Annotated in this window: 11 protein-coding genes; 5 read left to right on the top strand and 6 right to left on the bottom strand. The window is 38.5% G+C overall.

Going from position 1 to position 14,252, the window contains the following annotated elements; translation table 11 throughout:
* Position 1 precedes the first annotated feature (1 nt).
* From rnc to recN, 4 genes are all read right to left on the bottom strand, one after another.
* Positions 2–688 (bottom strand): ribonuclease III, encoded by a 687-nt coding sequence (gene rnc / locus DNK84_RS05665; protein ID WP_119343582.1) that lies wholly within the window; start codon positions 686–688, stop codon positions 2–4.
* On the bottom strand, positions 688–1,521 hold the full coding sequence (gene lepB, locus DNK84_RS05660) for a signal peptidase I (protein ID WP_119343581.1): 834 nt from the start codon (positions 1,519–1,521) through the stop codon (positions 688–690). The genes rnc and lepB overlap by 1 nt, the downstream gene beginning before the upstream one ends.
* A 66-nt stretch (positions 1,522–1,587) precedes the next feature.
* Complete coding sequence (dnaX, locus tag DNK84_RS05655; protein WP_119343580.1) at positions 1,588–3,288, bottom strand: DNA polymerase III subunit gamma/tau; 1,701 nt, start codon at positions 3,286–3,288, stop codon at positions 1,588–1,590.
* 263 nt (positions 3,289–3,551) lie between these two features.
* Complete coding sequence (gene recN, locus DNK84_RS05650) at positions 3,552–5,204, bottom strand: DNA repair protein RecN (protein WP_119343579.1); 1,653 nt, start codon at positions 5,202–5,204, stop codon at positions 3,552–3,554.
* Between the two features lie 121 nt (positions 5,205–5,325).
* Here recN and DNK84_RS05645 point away from each other — a divergent pair, with 121 nt between their 5' ends.
* From DNK84_RS05645 to DNK84_RS05630, 4 genes are all read left to right on the top strand, one after another.
* Entirely contained in the window at positions 5,326–6,507 is a 1,182-nt protein-coding gene (locus DNK84_RS05645) for a BaiN/RdsA family NAD(P)/FAD-dependent oxidoreductase (RefSeq protein WP_119343578.1), read from the top strand.
* 326 nt (positions 6,508–6,833) lie between these two features.
* Positions 6,834–8,336 (top strand): APC family permease, encoded by a 1,503-nt coding sequence (locus DNK84_RS05640; protein ID WP_119343577.1) that lies wholly within the window; start codon positions 6,834–6,836, stop codon positions 8,334–8,336.
* A 132-nt stretch (positions 8,337–8,468) separates the two neighbouring features.
* On the top strand, positions 8,469–9,182 hold the full coding sequence (deoD, locus tag DNK84_RS05635; RefSeq protein WP_119343576.1) for a purine-nucleoside phosphorylase: 714 nt from the start codon (positions 8,469–8,471) through the stop codon (positions 9,180–9,182).
* 8 nt (positions 9,183–9,190) lie between these two features.
* On the top strand, positions 9,191–9,919 hold the full coding sequence (locus tag DNK84_RS05630; protein WP_119343575.1) for a copper homeostasis protein CutC: 729 nt from the start codon (positions 9,191–9,193) through the stop codon (positions 9,917–9,919).
* Here DNK84_RS05630 and dusA read toward each other — a convergent pair.
* Entirely contained in the window at positions 9,897–10,838 is a 942-nt protein-coding gene (dusA, locus tag DNK84_RS05625; RefSeq protein WP_235826836.1) for a tRNA dihydrouridine(20/20a) synthase DusA, read from the bottom strand. The genes DNK84_RS05630 and dusA overlap by 23 nt on opposite strands.
* Before the next feature lie 266 nt (positions 10,839–11,104).
* Between dusA and DNK84_RS05620 the strand changes: the two genes are divergently transcribed.
* Positions 11,105–12,280: an aspartate aminotransferase family protein gene (locus DNK84_RS05620; RefSeq protein ID WP_119343594.1), complete on the top strand. Its 1,176-nt coding sequence runs from the start codon at positions 11,105–11,107 to the stop codon at positions 12,278–12,280.
* A gap of 180 nt (positions 12,281–12,460) precedes the next feature.
* Here the strand turns inward: DNK84_RS05620 and DNK84_RS05615 are convergent.
* Positions 12,461–14,252 (bottom strand): ATP-binding protein (locus DNK84_RS05615; RefSeq protein ID WP_268876890.1); only part of this gene is annotated, 1,792 nt, incomplete at its 5' end.

The following is a 14,252-nucleotide window of genomic DNA, read 5'->3' as shown; positions in this document are numbered from 1 at the left end:
GTTAGTTATCTTTTTTTGGTAATACGTGATCTAATGCTGTTTTGGCAGCCTGGTGTTCAGCAGCTTTTCGTGACTTTCCCTTTCCTTGGTAAGTTTGATCAAGACTGCCAAGTGAGACTTCAACGCAAAAAGTCTGATCGTGATCATCACCTTCAATATTTGTTACCTGATAAACAGGTTTCATTTGAATCGTGCCTTGTAAATATTCCTGAAGGCGGGATTTTGGATCTTTGGTATGCTCTTCAACACTTAAGTTTTTTAATTTGTCCTGATACCAGTTCAAAATACATCGCTTGACGGTATCAAGGTCACTGTCCAGATAAATTGCACCAATAAGCGCTTCAAATGCATCTTCTAAAAGTCGGGCACGTTTATGGCCGCCAGATTTTAACTCACCAATACCAAAGACCATATATTCACCAAGCTTAAAATGCTGTGCCATGTCTGTTAAGGTTTTACCGCGCACCAAATACATCCGAAGCAGTGAGAGATTGCCCTCATCTTCATTTGGAAATTGATGATAAAGCTTTTCTGCAATAATCATACTAAGTATGGCATCACCTAAAAACTCCAGGCGTTCATTGTGCTTTTTGTTTTTGCTTCTGTGTGTCAGTGCCTGATTGGCCAGAGATTCATCTTTAAACTGATAACCGATTAAACGATATAAACTGGATAAATTTTGTAACATTATAGTATTCTACCTATTTCACTCCAACGTATTGAATGATTTAAACTATTCCAACTAAACCAGACAAAACTTGCTTTTCCAACAAGATCCTTTTCTGGGACAAATCCCCAATAACGGCTGTCTTCACTGTTATCACGATTGTCACCCATTACAAAGTACATGTCCTTAGGTACCGTAAGATTTTTAAAATTTGCAGATGGGGCATTATCGCGCCAGTCGACTTGATGTGGAACATTGCCTAAATGCTCGGTACAAATCGTATTACTGCCATTGCCATTGTAGCTATTGACTTGGTTGTCATGGCAATCGGTATAGGAAATGGCTTTGCCGTTAATGGTGAGTTTTTTATCCTGATAAGAGATAACATCACCAGGCAGGCCAATGACACGTTTAATAAAATCAACACCAGGGTTGACAGGATAATGAAATACAACGATATCACCACGTTGTGGTAAAGCTGTTTTAATCCAGGTTGTATTGGTAATAGGATTTCTAATGCCATAAGCAGTTTTATTCACTAAAATAAAATTGCCCACTGGTAAGGTTGGCGTCATTGAAGCAGATGGAATTAAAAAATTCCCAATAAAAAACCCGCGCAGAATAAAAACGATTAAAAACACGCTAAAAAGTGATCGCGCATAATCGGCAAAAAATGGGGGTTTTAAGGTTTTATCTTTTTGGATAAACTGTTTTTTTTGTTTTTTGCTCATGCTGGCAAGTTTATCACTTACCGGGGCAAGCCGTTTTGGTTCAAATTTCCATTTGTCGATAGCGGCAATAACCCCTGAGGCAATTGTCAGCACCAGTAGCCAAAAGCTAAAATCGATATTCATATATTATATTGTCCTATTTGTATATTGCGTCTTATTATAAAGGGAAACATAAAAATGACCATGTTTTTATGAAGGCTCTTTCAAACGAATGCTTTGTTGATCTAATGCAAAACCATAATCTTTGAGTTTTTTGATATCAGGGTGTGTGTTTAGCTCATCAACAATAGCATTAATCTTGTTTTGTTTGTTTTTTTGATTGATCTGCGCAGGGGTGATGTGTTGTTGATGATCATGAGTGTTTTTTATCGCCATTGGTTTTTTGGCAATTGACAGCTGTGAATTTGTTTTTTTTTCTAATTGGTGTGTGAAGGTAAGTTTAATCTCTTTTCCAAGCTTTTCAGACAGCGCATGTTGAATTTTTTGCTGTACATTATCCGTGATTAGAGGATGCACATTTTTATTTGCTTGCAAGATATATTCATTATCCATTTGCTGGTGTACCACGGCATTTAGTACGACTTGTAAAGCAGTCCCCTTTAAATTTAGACGCTGGCTTAGCTGATACCAGTCAGGTGATAAGTTATTATGCTTTACATCTTCACCTTTTATTGTTGAAGGTGTATGGCTTGGTTGTGGTTGTGAGCCATTATTAGATAATTCTGTGAGTGTCTGTTTATCTGTATTGCGATCACACAATGTGTTTTTCAGGTCAGGTTTTACGGTGTTTTGGGAAGAAGTGGCAGTAGTAGTATTCGTATTAGAAAATGTACACAGCTTAAGAAGCGCCATCCCAAGGCCACATTGTGGGGTGGGCGCTAAAGGGATGAGCTCTTTTGCTTGAATCGTTGATTGATAATAAGCTTGCAGTGTATCGATCGTTAATTGTTGAGATAGCTTTGATATTATGCTGTCACCAGATTGTTGCGTTTTAGGTAAAAAGGCATAAATGCTGCTTTGGTAAAAGCATTCGGCTAACGCATTTAGGACGCTTTCAGGATCTTTTCCTGCGCTGATAATCTCATCACAATAATGAATAATATTCTGAGTATTTTTATCAAGAATAAAATTAATCAGTTGTTCTACCATGTCATTATCGATGACGCCAAGCATTTCTTTTACTTGAGCAGATATTACCTGTCCATTACCAAAGGCAATTGCCTGGTCACTGATACTAAGGGCATCACGCATGCTGCCTTTGGCTGCTTGCGCAATTAACTGAAGACCCTCTTGTTCATAGGTGATATGTTCTTGATTTAAAATCGTTTGTAGTTGTTGTGTGATCTGCGGCGGATTTAAGTGTTTAAGATTAAGCTGAAGGCAGCGGGATAAAATGGTCACAGGTAATTTTTGAGGGTCTGTTGTGGCAAGTAAAAACTTTACATGCTCTGGTGGCTCTTCTAACGTTTTTAATAATGCATTAAAGCTGTGATTTGATAGCATGTGAACCTCATCAATCAAATAAACTTTAAAGCGACCCTGGCTTGGCATATATTGTATATTATCAAGTACTTCTCTGGTGTCCTCAACTTTTGTTCGGGAGGCTGCATCAATTTCAATTAAATCAACAAAATTTCCCTGCGCAATCGCCTGGCAATTACGGCATTTTTGACAAGGTGTTGAAGAAATGCCTTCAAGGCAGTTAATTGATTTAGCAAAAAGCCTTGCCAACGATGTTTTGCCAACACCACGTGTGCCTGTAAAAAGATAAGCATGATGTAAACGATTTTGATCTAATGCATGAATAAGGCTTTTTAAGATATGTTGTTGCCCAGAAACCTGGGTAAAATCTTGTGGGCGGTACTTTCTTGCAAGGACTTCATATGACATAAGGCGTGTTTCTTGCTCTTTTTAAGCTGTTTTACCGTTTGTTAAATATTGTATACCGTTTAAGCGTTATTTTACAGATTTTATTGCTTTGTATTTTTACAAGTGTTTACTTGATAATGCTTTATGGGTCCCCACCAAGCAACGACGACGGGACCTTGATAAAGGATAGCCTTATTGTTCTGGTCATCGCGCCTTAGACTTCTAATGCTTATCACATGGGCCGTTAAGCGATAATAATGTGACTAAGTGCATAACTTCAGTGCTTAAGGATGAAAAAGCTCATACATTTCTTTGGCATGCTGTCGGGTTTTATCGGTAATATCAACTCCACCGATAATTCGAGCAGTTTCTTCAATGCGCTGTTGTGGCGTCAGTTCAATAACCTGGGAGATAGTCGCGTCTTTAAAGTGCTTTTTAATAATATGTAGTTGTTGATCACCTTGAATAGAAACCTGAGCTTGATGCGTGATACATAAAATTTGTGCTCTTTGTGCAATCTGTTTTAATAAATGGCCAACAACTTCGGCAGTAGCGCCACTGATACCAACGTCTACCTCATCAAAAATAAGTGTAGGTGGTGCGATTTTTTTTGATGATACAACATGCACTGCAAGCCCAATTCGGCTTAATTCACCACCTGAGGCAACCTTGTCAATTGGTGAGGGTGTTTGCCCTTTATTGAAGTTAATTAAAAATTCACATTGATCGCTACCTGTGGCGGAAGGTTGAGGTTTATGGTGTATTTTGACATAAAATTCACCGTGGGGAATATTTAGTTTACGAATATAGTGTTGAACTTCTTTGGCAAACGTCTTGGCTGCTTGTTGGCGTTTTTGACTTAGCTTTTGTGCTTTGCTATAGAAGTCATTTTCAATTGAGATCTTTTGTGTTTGAAGTTTTGCCAGGCAATCAGCATCTTTTTCAAGTTGTTCTAACTGTTGGGCAATTGTCTTTGCATATTCATATAGCTGTGTTGGTGCAATTTTATGTTTTCTGGCAAGTGTGTGTATTTCATCTAAACGGTTTTCAATTTCTGCAAGTTTCTCTGGGTTGATTTCAATATTATTCTGTTGTGCTTTGGCTTCTTGTACAGCTTCTTGTAAATATACCTTTGCCTGGTCTAAAAGATTATTCAGTTCATTAAGATCATCTGTTTCATAGGTATTTGCAAGTGTAATAAGCTGCTCGAGCTGGTTGATGATGCTGTGCTCACTTTCATAGAGTTGATCGCATATGTGATAAAGTGATTTTGTCTTATCTTCCGCGCTAGCCAGTTTTTTTTGTTCATCATCCAGTGTGGCAAGTTCATTTTCATGTAAGGTAAGTTGAGAGAGCTCATCGTATTGATACTGTAAAAGCGCCTGTTGTGTTTGTTGTTGTGCTATGCGTTGTTGCTCAAGATTAATCTGTGTGTTGATTCTTTGTAATTGAGCATAGATCTGGCTTAGGACTTCAACATCACTTAAAAGCCCTGCATAAGTGTCAAGGCGCTCAAGTTGAACATCATTCTCAAGCAGTGAGTGATGTGCATTTTGACCATAAAGACTCATGATATGTTGCGAAAGTTTTTTCAGCTGCTGTAAGGTGACAGGTGTGTCATTGATAAAAGCACGTGTTCTGCCGTCTTTATAGACAACACGGCGCAGGATACATTCTGATTCGCTGCCAAGTTCATTTTCCTGGATAAAGCTTTTTGCCTGTGGGATATCATCGATGAGAAAAATAGCTGAGATCTCGCATGTTTGCTGATTAATAGCTGTTTTATCAACACGCGCACCAAGTACAATGTTTAATGCATCAATAAGAATTGACTTCCCAGCACCTGTTTCGCCTGTGATCGTTGTCATGCCTTGTTTGAAGTGAATTTCACTTTGTTGGATAATGGCAAAGTTTTTAATTTTTAAATAACTCAGCATCGCAATATTTCATTTAAAAACATTTAGTAATTAGGGGTAATTATGGTATGTTTGCGCTACTTAGCCAAGTGAATTTCTTATGGTTTGATATATTTTTAGCAATAAGGTAAAGAAAGTAAAAATGAAAAAAGATGTCATCATTATTGGTGCAGGTGCCTCAGGGCTTATGTGCGCAATTGAAGCAGCCAAACGAAAAAAGAACGTGTTGGTGATTGATCATGCGAACAAAGTGGGAAAGAAAATTTTAATGTCTGGTGGTGGGCGTTGCAATTTTACCAACTATTATGTCGCTTTTGATCGCTTTTACGCCTGTAATCCACATTTTTATAAATCAGCGTTAAGCCGTTACACACAGTGGGACTTTATTACCTTGGTAGAAAAATATCAATTAGCCTATCATGAAAAGACATTAGGGCAGCTTTTTTGTGATCATAAATCAAAAGAAATCGTCGATATCCTGTTAGCAGAATGCAAGACTTATGGTGTTGAAATTAAACTTAACACTAAAGTTGAGAAAGTGGTAAAAGAAGCTGAAGGCGGCTTTTTTTTAAAAACATCACAAGCTGATTATTATACCACATCGCTTGTGATTGCAACCGGTGGCTTGTCGATTCCCAGCATGGGTGCAAGTGGTTTTGGTTATCAGATAGCCAAACAGTTTGGCTTGAAAGTAACAGCAACGCGTGCAGGGCTTGTCCCATTTGTGTTGTCAAACCAGGATAAGGAGAGGTTTCAACATCTCTCTGGTATATCAGCACAAGCAATAGTCAGTTGTAATTGGGTAAGCTTTCAAGAAAATATTCTTTTTACACACCGCGGGATTAGTGGTCCGGCGATTTTACAGATTTCATCCTTTTGGATGCCAGGAGATACTATTGAAATCAAGCTTTTGCCTGATATATGTTTAGATGAAATTTTAATTGAAAAGCGAAATGCTGGCATAACATGTAAATTAAAAACTTATCTTGAACAGTTTCTGGCAAAGCGCTTAATAGCAGTTTTAATCGATGAGAACCTTTTAGATATGCAAATAGCAGCATTATCAGACAAACAGATTCAGCACATTAAAGCAAAATTGCAGCACTGGCAGCTTAAACCTTGTACTACAGAAGGTTATCGTACAGCAGAGGTTACTATTGGTGGTGTTGATTGCAATGAAATTTCTTCAAAAACTTTTTGTGCGCATAAAGTCCCAGGACTTTACTTTATCGGTGAAGTATTAGACGTTCATGGTTGGCTTGGCGGGTATAATTTTCAGTGGGCCTGGTCATCTGGCTTTGCAGCAGGACAGGTGGTTGAGTGAATTAGTGTGTTTATCGATCACAATTGATCATTTGGTAAACAGGTCTTTACTGTAGGTGAAAAATTAGTATCTAAAAAGCTATGTTAATGATTTACAAAACCAGATGTTGGCTATAAACTCTATTCGTCAAAGGGTGGAATCCTTATTGCTATGCTCATCATGCCTGCAATAAGTCTTAGCGGTTATGATGGTTCAGCTGTAGATGGTCAATTTTGATTAAGGGCAAGCCACAGCATAAGCTTTTTGTGTATAAAATTAAGCTTTTTGCTAGATATTAGATAAGCGTTTTGTAGATTATAAACAAAAATTAGTAAAGGGGAGTATTTATGGGAGCAGAGTATAGGCCAAAAAAAACGAGTGTCTCATTATTAAGTGCAACGTTATTAAGCGCTACCTGTATGGTAGGCTCAGGGTGGCTTTTTAGTGCGCAATTATCCGCTAAAATTGCGGGGAACTGGGCATTTTTAGCATGGGTTTTAGCCGCAATCTTAGTGATGCTTGTTGGAATGTGTTTGGCAAAAGTCGTCGCAACCTATCCAGTGCGTGGTGCAACAACACGTTCAAGTTCATTATCTCACAATGGCATTTTTGGTATGCCATTTGCTTTTGCTAACTGGTTTGGCATTATGGTGGTTGTTGCAACCGAAGCCCAGGCAACAACACAATATGTGTCAGCCGCAATTGGTTCAAGTGTTTTAATGCAGCATCACAGCCTTACGTATACGGGTAAATTTTTGGCATTATTTATCCTGTTTGTTTATCTGGTGATTAACTACTATGGCGTGAAGCTGCTTGCGCGGGTTAATAATGTGGTAACAATCTTGAAAGTCTTTGTCCCTGTTTTTACCGTAATTATCTTCTTAATTGCAGGGCTTGATCATTCAGGAATTGCGAACAATTTTTCTTTACCGACGAATGATGTCTTTGGGCCTGGCAGTGCTGTGATGGCAATTATTGGTGCAGGGCTTATTTATTCATTTAATGGGTTTCAAGTCAGTGCTTCATTTGCCAGTGAGATTAAGAATCCAAAGCGTAATGTGCCGTTGTCAATTATCTTATCTGTGCTGGTGATCTTGGGGCTTTATGTGGCTTTGCAGTACGCATTTATGTCGGCAATCCCGCATGATGTGTTACTGTCTAAAGGTGGTTGGCAAGGATTGAACTTCTCCTCACCATTACTGAACCTGGCGATGCTTTTAGGATTAAACTTTGTGGCAGTTTTGTTGCTGGTAGATAGTGTTGTAAGTCCATCAGGCACAGGTTATACTTATTTAGGTGCTTCATCCAGAATGCTGTACGCGATGTCAGCAGAAGGACAAATGCCTCGCTGGATTGCAAAGCTTGATCCAGTCTATAACTTTTCTAAGCGTTCAATGCTGGTTAATTGGGTATTATCTGCGATCGTGCTGTTTAATGCTGATAGCTGGGCTGCGTTAATGGTTGTTGTCACAGGCTACCATGTTATCGGTTATATGGCAGCACCAATCAGTATGGGTGCAATTTCGCCAAAAACCCGCTGGTTTGGTTTAATCGTCTTTGTCATATTGGGGCTTATTATGTTAACAATCCCAAGCCATGATCTTTTTATGGTGAATGTTTCTTTAACGATTTTATTGGGACTGTATGCTTTTGTACAACGTAAAGTAGGTATGCAAAAATTACTGCTGTTTATTACACCGTTTCTTTTATATCTGTGGTTATTGTACATCGAACCAAATGCCTGGTTTGTGGGCGTTGTTTCTGCGGTATTTTATTTGCTTATTACCAGTAAATCTTATGTTTCCATCTGCAAAACCCATGGTGACGTAGATAGAGTGATTGAGGATTAATGTTACTTTTATAAACTATAGAAAGCATGGTACCTGTTTAAAGCAAAAATGCTGACAAACTCATGGTGATTTTACTTCAGTTAGATTACACTTTCTTTCTTGATTGCATTATGAATAAAAAAAGAGGTTTTTATGATCCCAACACCCCATATTGAAGCAAAGGATAAAGATTTATTTGCCAAAACAGTGATTATGCCAGGTGACCCGCTTCGTGCAAAGCTTATTGCTGATAAATATCTAAAGAACTATCAGCAAATTAACCAGGTGCGTAATATGCTTGCCTTTACCGGGACCTATAAAGGGAAAAAGCTTACAGTGATGGGCTCAGGTATGGGAATGCCAAGCATGGGAATCTACTCGCGTGAGTTATTTGCAGATTATGATGTGGAAAACATTATTCGCATTGGTTCATGTGGTTCTTATGATGAAGCGATTAAGGTATACGATGTGATTTTAACTACTGAGTCTTATTGTGAATCTGATTTTATTGAAATTGTGACCGGTGAGAAAACAAGACTTGTTAAGCCAACGGAATCATTGAATGCTAAAATCAGTGCAGTCGCAGAATCACGTGATATTGATATTGTGAAGGCAAAAGTGCATTGTTCTGATGTATTTTATCGTAAAAACTTTGATGACTATCAATCAATTTTTAAAACACAAGGCTGTCGTGTTGTTGAGATGGAATCAGCAGCATTATTTGCCAATGCCAAAGCTTATGGCAAGAGCGCAGCTTGTCTTTTAACAGTGTCTGACTCTTTAGTGACAAAAGAGGTGACTACAGCTGAGGAAAGGCAGAACTCATTTACACAGATGATTGAGCTTGCTTTGGCAAGTGTAGAATAAAGAATAAAATGAACATTGAAGTTTGTGTTGATAACACAGAATCAATCGATATAACCTGTGATTTTGCGATTGATCGCTTAGAGCTTTGCAGTGCTTTGGGCTTGGATGGGTTAACACCTTCTGTGGCACTTGTCCGTTATGCAAAGCGTCATTCAAATGCAAGTTGTCATGCAATGATCCGTCCAAGAGCAGGTGATTTCGTTTATAATGACACCGACTTTCAGCTAATGCTGGATGAAATACATATATTGGCTGCTTGCGGTATTGATGGTATTGTGTTTGGCTGTTTAAATCAAGATCAGACGATTGCAACAGATAAGCTTTCTCAGGTTATGAAACTGGCCAGAGAATATCGTTTACAAACAACTTTTCATCGAGCAATTGACTTAACTTGCGATTATTTAGGCAGTATTCAATGTTGTGTTGATCTTGGCGTTGATCGGATTCTAACCTCAGGTGCTGCAGATAAAGCGTATCGAGGAATGAGGGAATTAAAAAAAGCCGTAGATTGCTTTTCAGGTAAGATTGAAATAATGGCTGGTAGTGGTATTCATTCAGAGAATGTGTGTGAAATTATAACTACTGGTGTCGATGCGGTGCATTTTTCTGCAAGTCATCTGATCTGTAAAACGCATGAGGTATCTGCTTTCCCAGCATCTTCACTTACCTACCAGGTAACAGACGTTATAAAGCTAAAGCAGTTAATAAAAACAATTATGCTTGTACAAGCAAATTAAGCGCATTGCAAAATACGTCAATTCCTGCATCTTTTTGATAGGCGTTTTCACTTAGATAGCGTCGGTAAAGGCGTGCCTTAGGATAGCCATTAAATAGATTTAATGTATGACGCGTGATATGATTAAGTTTCACCCCGTCTTCTTTGAGTTCACTTTCAATGTAAGGTATTAATGATTGTGCGATGTCAAAGGGTGTTAGTGTGTTTTGTTCTTGCCCATAAAACAGATGGTCTGCATCTTTAAATAGCATGGGGTTATGATAGGCTTCACGGCCAATCATAACACTGTCAACATATGCTAGATGCTTTTGTACCTGATCAAAGTCTGTAATACCGCCATTTATACCAATCGCTTGATTAGGAAAATGTTTTTTTATCTGATAAACAGTGTCATATTGCAAAGGCGGGATCGTACGATTTTCTTTTGGGCTTAGCCCGTTAAGCCATCCTTTTCTTGCATGGATGCAGATAAAATCAGCGTTGGCCTTAACGATTTTTTCAATAAATGCAACCAATGCGTCAAAGCTGTCATGATTATCAACACCAATGCGGCATTTTACAGATACAGGAATATCAACAGCGTGCTTCATCGCATCGACGCATTGATAAACAATTTCAGGCTTATACATTAATGATAAACCAAACTCACCACGTAAGACGCGATCACTTGGGCAGCCGACATTTAAATTAATTTCACTATAACCCAGGTTTTGTGCCAATTTGGCGCAAAACGCCAAATCTTTGGGATTGTTCCCACCCAGTTGCAAGGTAACAGGCGCCTCAGTGGAAGAAAAGGCAAGTAAGCGCTCTCTTGGGCCATGAATAATGGCATTGGCAGTGATCATTTCAGTATAAAGCATCACTTTTTTGCTGATCAGGCGCATCATATAGCGATAGTGTCGATCAGTCCAATCAATCATTGGTGCAATACAGAGCCTGTGCGGATAATTATTTTTTGTTGAAGATATAAGCATGTCATATGTCAGCAATAAATTTGGCGGTAGTATAACAGATTTACAGTACAGGCAAAATCTTTACAAACTGACTGATGACTGAAATTTGTAAAACCAAATGGCGGGAAGACTTGCTTTTCGCTTATCTGCATTGCAAAATGCCAAAAGTCTTAGATTTTAAGTAACAATAGAAACAACATAGGGATATTGCACACGTGAAGCATGATTTTTTAATGAATACATATAATAAGGTTCCATTATCATTTACAAAAGGCCAGGGGGTTTGGTTGTGGGATGACAAGGGAAATCGTTATTTAGATACGATAGCGGCATTAGCTGTAAATATTTTGGGCTATAATCACCCTGCGCTTGTTGCGTTAATGCGTGAAAAAGTAAGCGATCTTATCCATGTCTCTAATCTTTATCATATTCCTGAACAGGAAAATCTAGCAGTGCGGCTATGCAATATTAGTGGATTAGGCAAGGCTTTTTTTGCCAATTCTGGTGCTGAGGCAAATGAAACTGCCATTAAATTAGCAAGACTTTATGGGCAGCAAAAAGGCTTTGAAAATCCTAAAATTATCTCGATGACAAAAGGCTTTCATGGGCGAACCATGGCGATGGTATCGCAATATTTAAATAATCCAGTTTCACATCAATTTTCTCCTTTATTGCCTGGAATCCTTAATGTGCCGTTTAATGATATTGAGGCATTAGAAAAAATGATAGTGGATAATCGTGAAATTGTGGCCATATTTATGGAACCAATCCAAGGCGAGGCCGGTGTAATCCTGCCACAACCAAATTACCTGCAACAAGTAAGACAGTTATGTAATCGATATGATGTGCTGCTGATTTTAGATGAAGTGCAAACCGCTATGGGGAGAACTGGAAAATTTTTTGCCTTTGAGCACAGCCAGATTATGCCTGATATTGTCACACTGGCAAAGGGCTTGGCCAATGGCTTACCTATTGGTGTTTGTCTGGCAAAAAACCATATTGCAGATCTGTTTAAACCAGGGTTTCATGGGTCAACCTTTGGTGGGAACCCTTTTGTTTGTGCTATAGCCGATAAGGTTCTAGATATTATTGATGATCAGGATTTCTTAGATAAGGTGGCTGATACAGGTGCTTATTTGTATGATCAATTAAAACAGCAACTTGGTAATATTGGGGAGATTAAAACGATTCGTGGTGTTGGGCTTATGATTGGTATTGAGTTTTATGAGGATTGTAAAGACTTGCAAGCACATGCCTTAAAAGCCGGGATTCTTATTAATATTATGCATCAAAATATTGTGCGCATTGTGCCGCCTTTAATCATGACAAAAGCAGAATGTGATCATTTGGTATTAAAACTTAAAGCAGCCATTCAAAGCTCTTGTTGTGATGTTTCAAAAATATTATAGTCAAGCCATCATAAATTTATAGCTTGGCCTCTGCTGCTTTAGCGATAACCCACATTCATGCCTTGCCAATAAGGGTTTGAACTTTATGCAAAAGACAATTCAAACACAAATGTGCACAATGCGATGCTAACACACCCTTTTGTTGGCAGTTTACGCTTGTTTCACTGAAAGGTGGCTTGGTCAAGATAGCAAAGTTTGCGTGGCAGCTTCTTGATGTTCTTGGTACGAATTTTTTTGTTTTTTATAATGATCGATACTTAGTATTTTTAATTGGGAGTTGCAACCATCCTGGTTATGCACGAAATGTAGCGTTTTAATGTGGTCCTCAATAACATGGATTTTTTGTAAAGGTGTGACGATTAAAAGTTGCAGATTTAGCTTTTCAAAAAGCTTCAACGCATAGCGTGTACTATCATCCGATCCCTTTCCAAAAGCCTCATCAATAGCAACAAAGCGAAAAGAGCGTGAGTGTGTTTCTCCCCATTCCAAGCCAAATTGATAGGCTAGCGCCGAGGCTAGAATTGTATAGGCAAGTTTTTCCTTTTGCCCGCCTGATTTCCCCGATGAATCAGAATGAAATTGTTTTTCTTGGTGATCTTGTTGCCAGCGCTCACTTGCTGAAAACAAAAACCAGTTCCTAACGTCAGTAACCTTTTGTCGCCAGCGGCGATCTGCCTCGATAGAGCCTTCGCGGCCATTAAAACGCTCAATAAGCGCTTTTACCTGAAGGAATTTCTGCTCATTATATAAATCCTCGGTTGACAAGGTGTAGCTTAGACAAGATTTCAAAGCTTGTTGGAAGTCGCGTATATCCGCATCTTGTGCGCGTGAAGTTACGATAACAATATAGGTTCCATTATCATACTCAATTTCTTTTAATGAGCGGTTAATGCGCTCAACTTTTTGCTCGATGTCATTAGCTGCTTTATCCAGTTGATTTTGAAATAAGGCGATACTATTAATCGTTCCTTCATTTAATAGTTGTTTAAAGCGTTTTTCATGCTTGGGCAAATCTTCTTTTTGCCTAGTACTCAATATCTGTTGAAATTCAGAAATAGCCGCAATCGATGCGTCGATTTCTTTTGTCTCAGCAGGGTACTGGTGCCGGTATTCCTGCATTTGTCGAATAATGCTCTCACGCACTGCTTTTGTGCTTTGATTAATATAATTAATTTTGCTCTGTATCTTATCACGCAACTCGTTTCTTGTGCTGGATATATTCTGCAAATGCAGTTTTTTAACGCCAAGAAATTGCTGGTAATAATTGTCTAGCAACGTCATAGTTTTTTGATGTTGCTCAAAATTAAAATTATGCAATAAATGTTCGATGTCTTCGAGATTTTTTGATTTATCCGCGAGTTGTTGACTTAATTGCCCAATCTGTATCTGGATATGTTGTTTTTCGGTGCCGCAGGTTTTTAACGTCTGTTTGGTATCAATTACAGATTGTTGTAGTGATTTCAGGATATCAGACGTTTCTTCAAGATCATTTTTTTCTTGCGTGAGAATCTCAATTTGTCTGGAAATGCTTTGCCAGTCTAGTTTTTGATAATTATCAAATTGACGTAAATCTCGGCAAGCATCGCGCTGCTTTGAGATCTGATTTATCTGTTTGCTCAAAAGCATTAGGCAATCAAGGTTTTTCCGTCCGTTTTGCTGTTTAAACTGTAGGTTTTGCTGTAAGGTTTGTATTTTTTCTTTGTTACTCCAGCCTAGTACATAGCGGCTACGGTCATCGAGTAAAAAGCGGTCATCTTTTTCATGGCGTTTTTGGTTGGACTTAATCTGTCCTTTTGGTGTGATGGCACGAGGCAGTCGGTAAAAGGCTGTTAAATCCTCACAGCAGGCGTAGTCAAAGCGTTCGCTTAGTTCATGCTGCAGCCAGTTATAAAATTCACTATTGTGTTTGATTTGTATTTTGTGCACAAGTGAATTTTTATCGAGTGCCTTTGTACTAGTACCTTTTCCATTT

Source organism: Facilibium subflavum (assembly GCF_003574485.1).
GTDB classification, from domain to species: Bacteria; Pseudomonadota; Gammaproteobacteria; order Francisellales; family Francisellaceae; genus Facilibium; species Facilibium subflavum.
The sequence above is the reverse complement of the archived record's forward strand: the minus strand, read 5'-3'. Positions and strand labels throughout refer to the sequence as shown.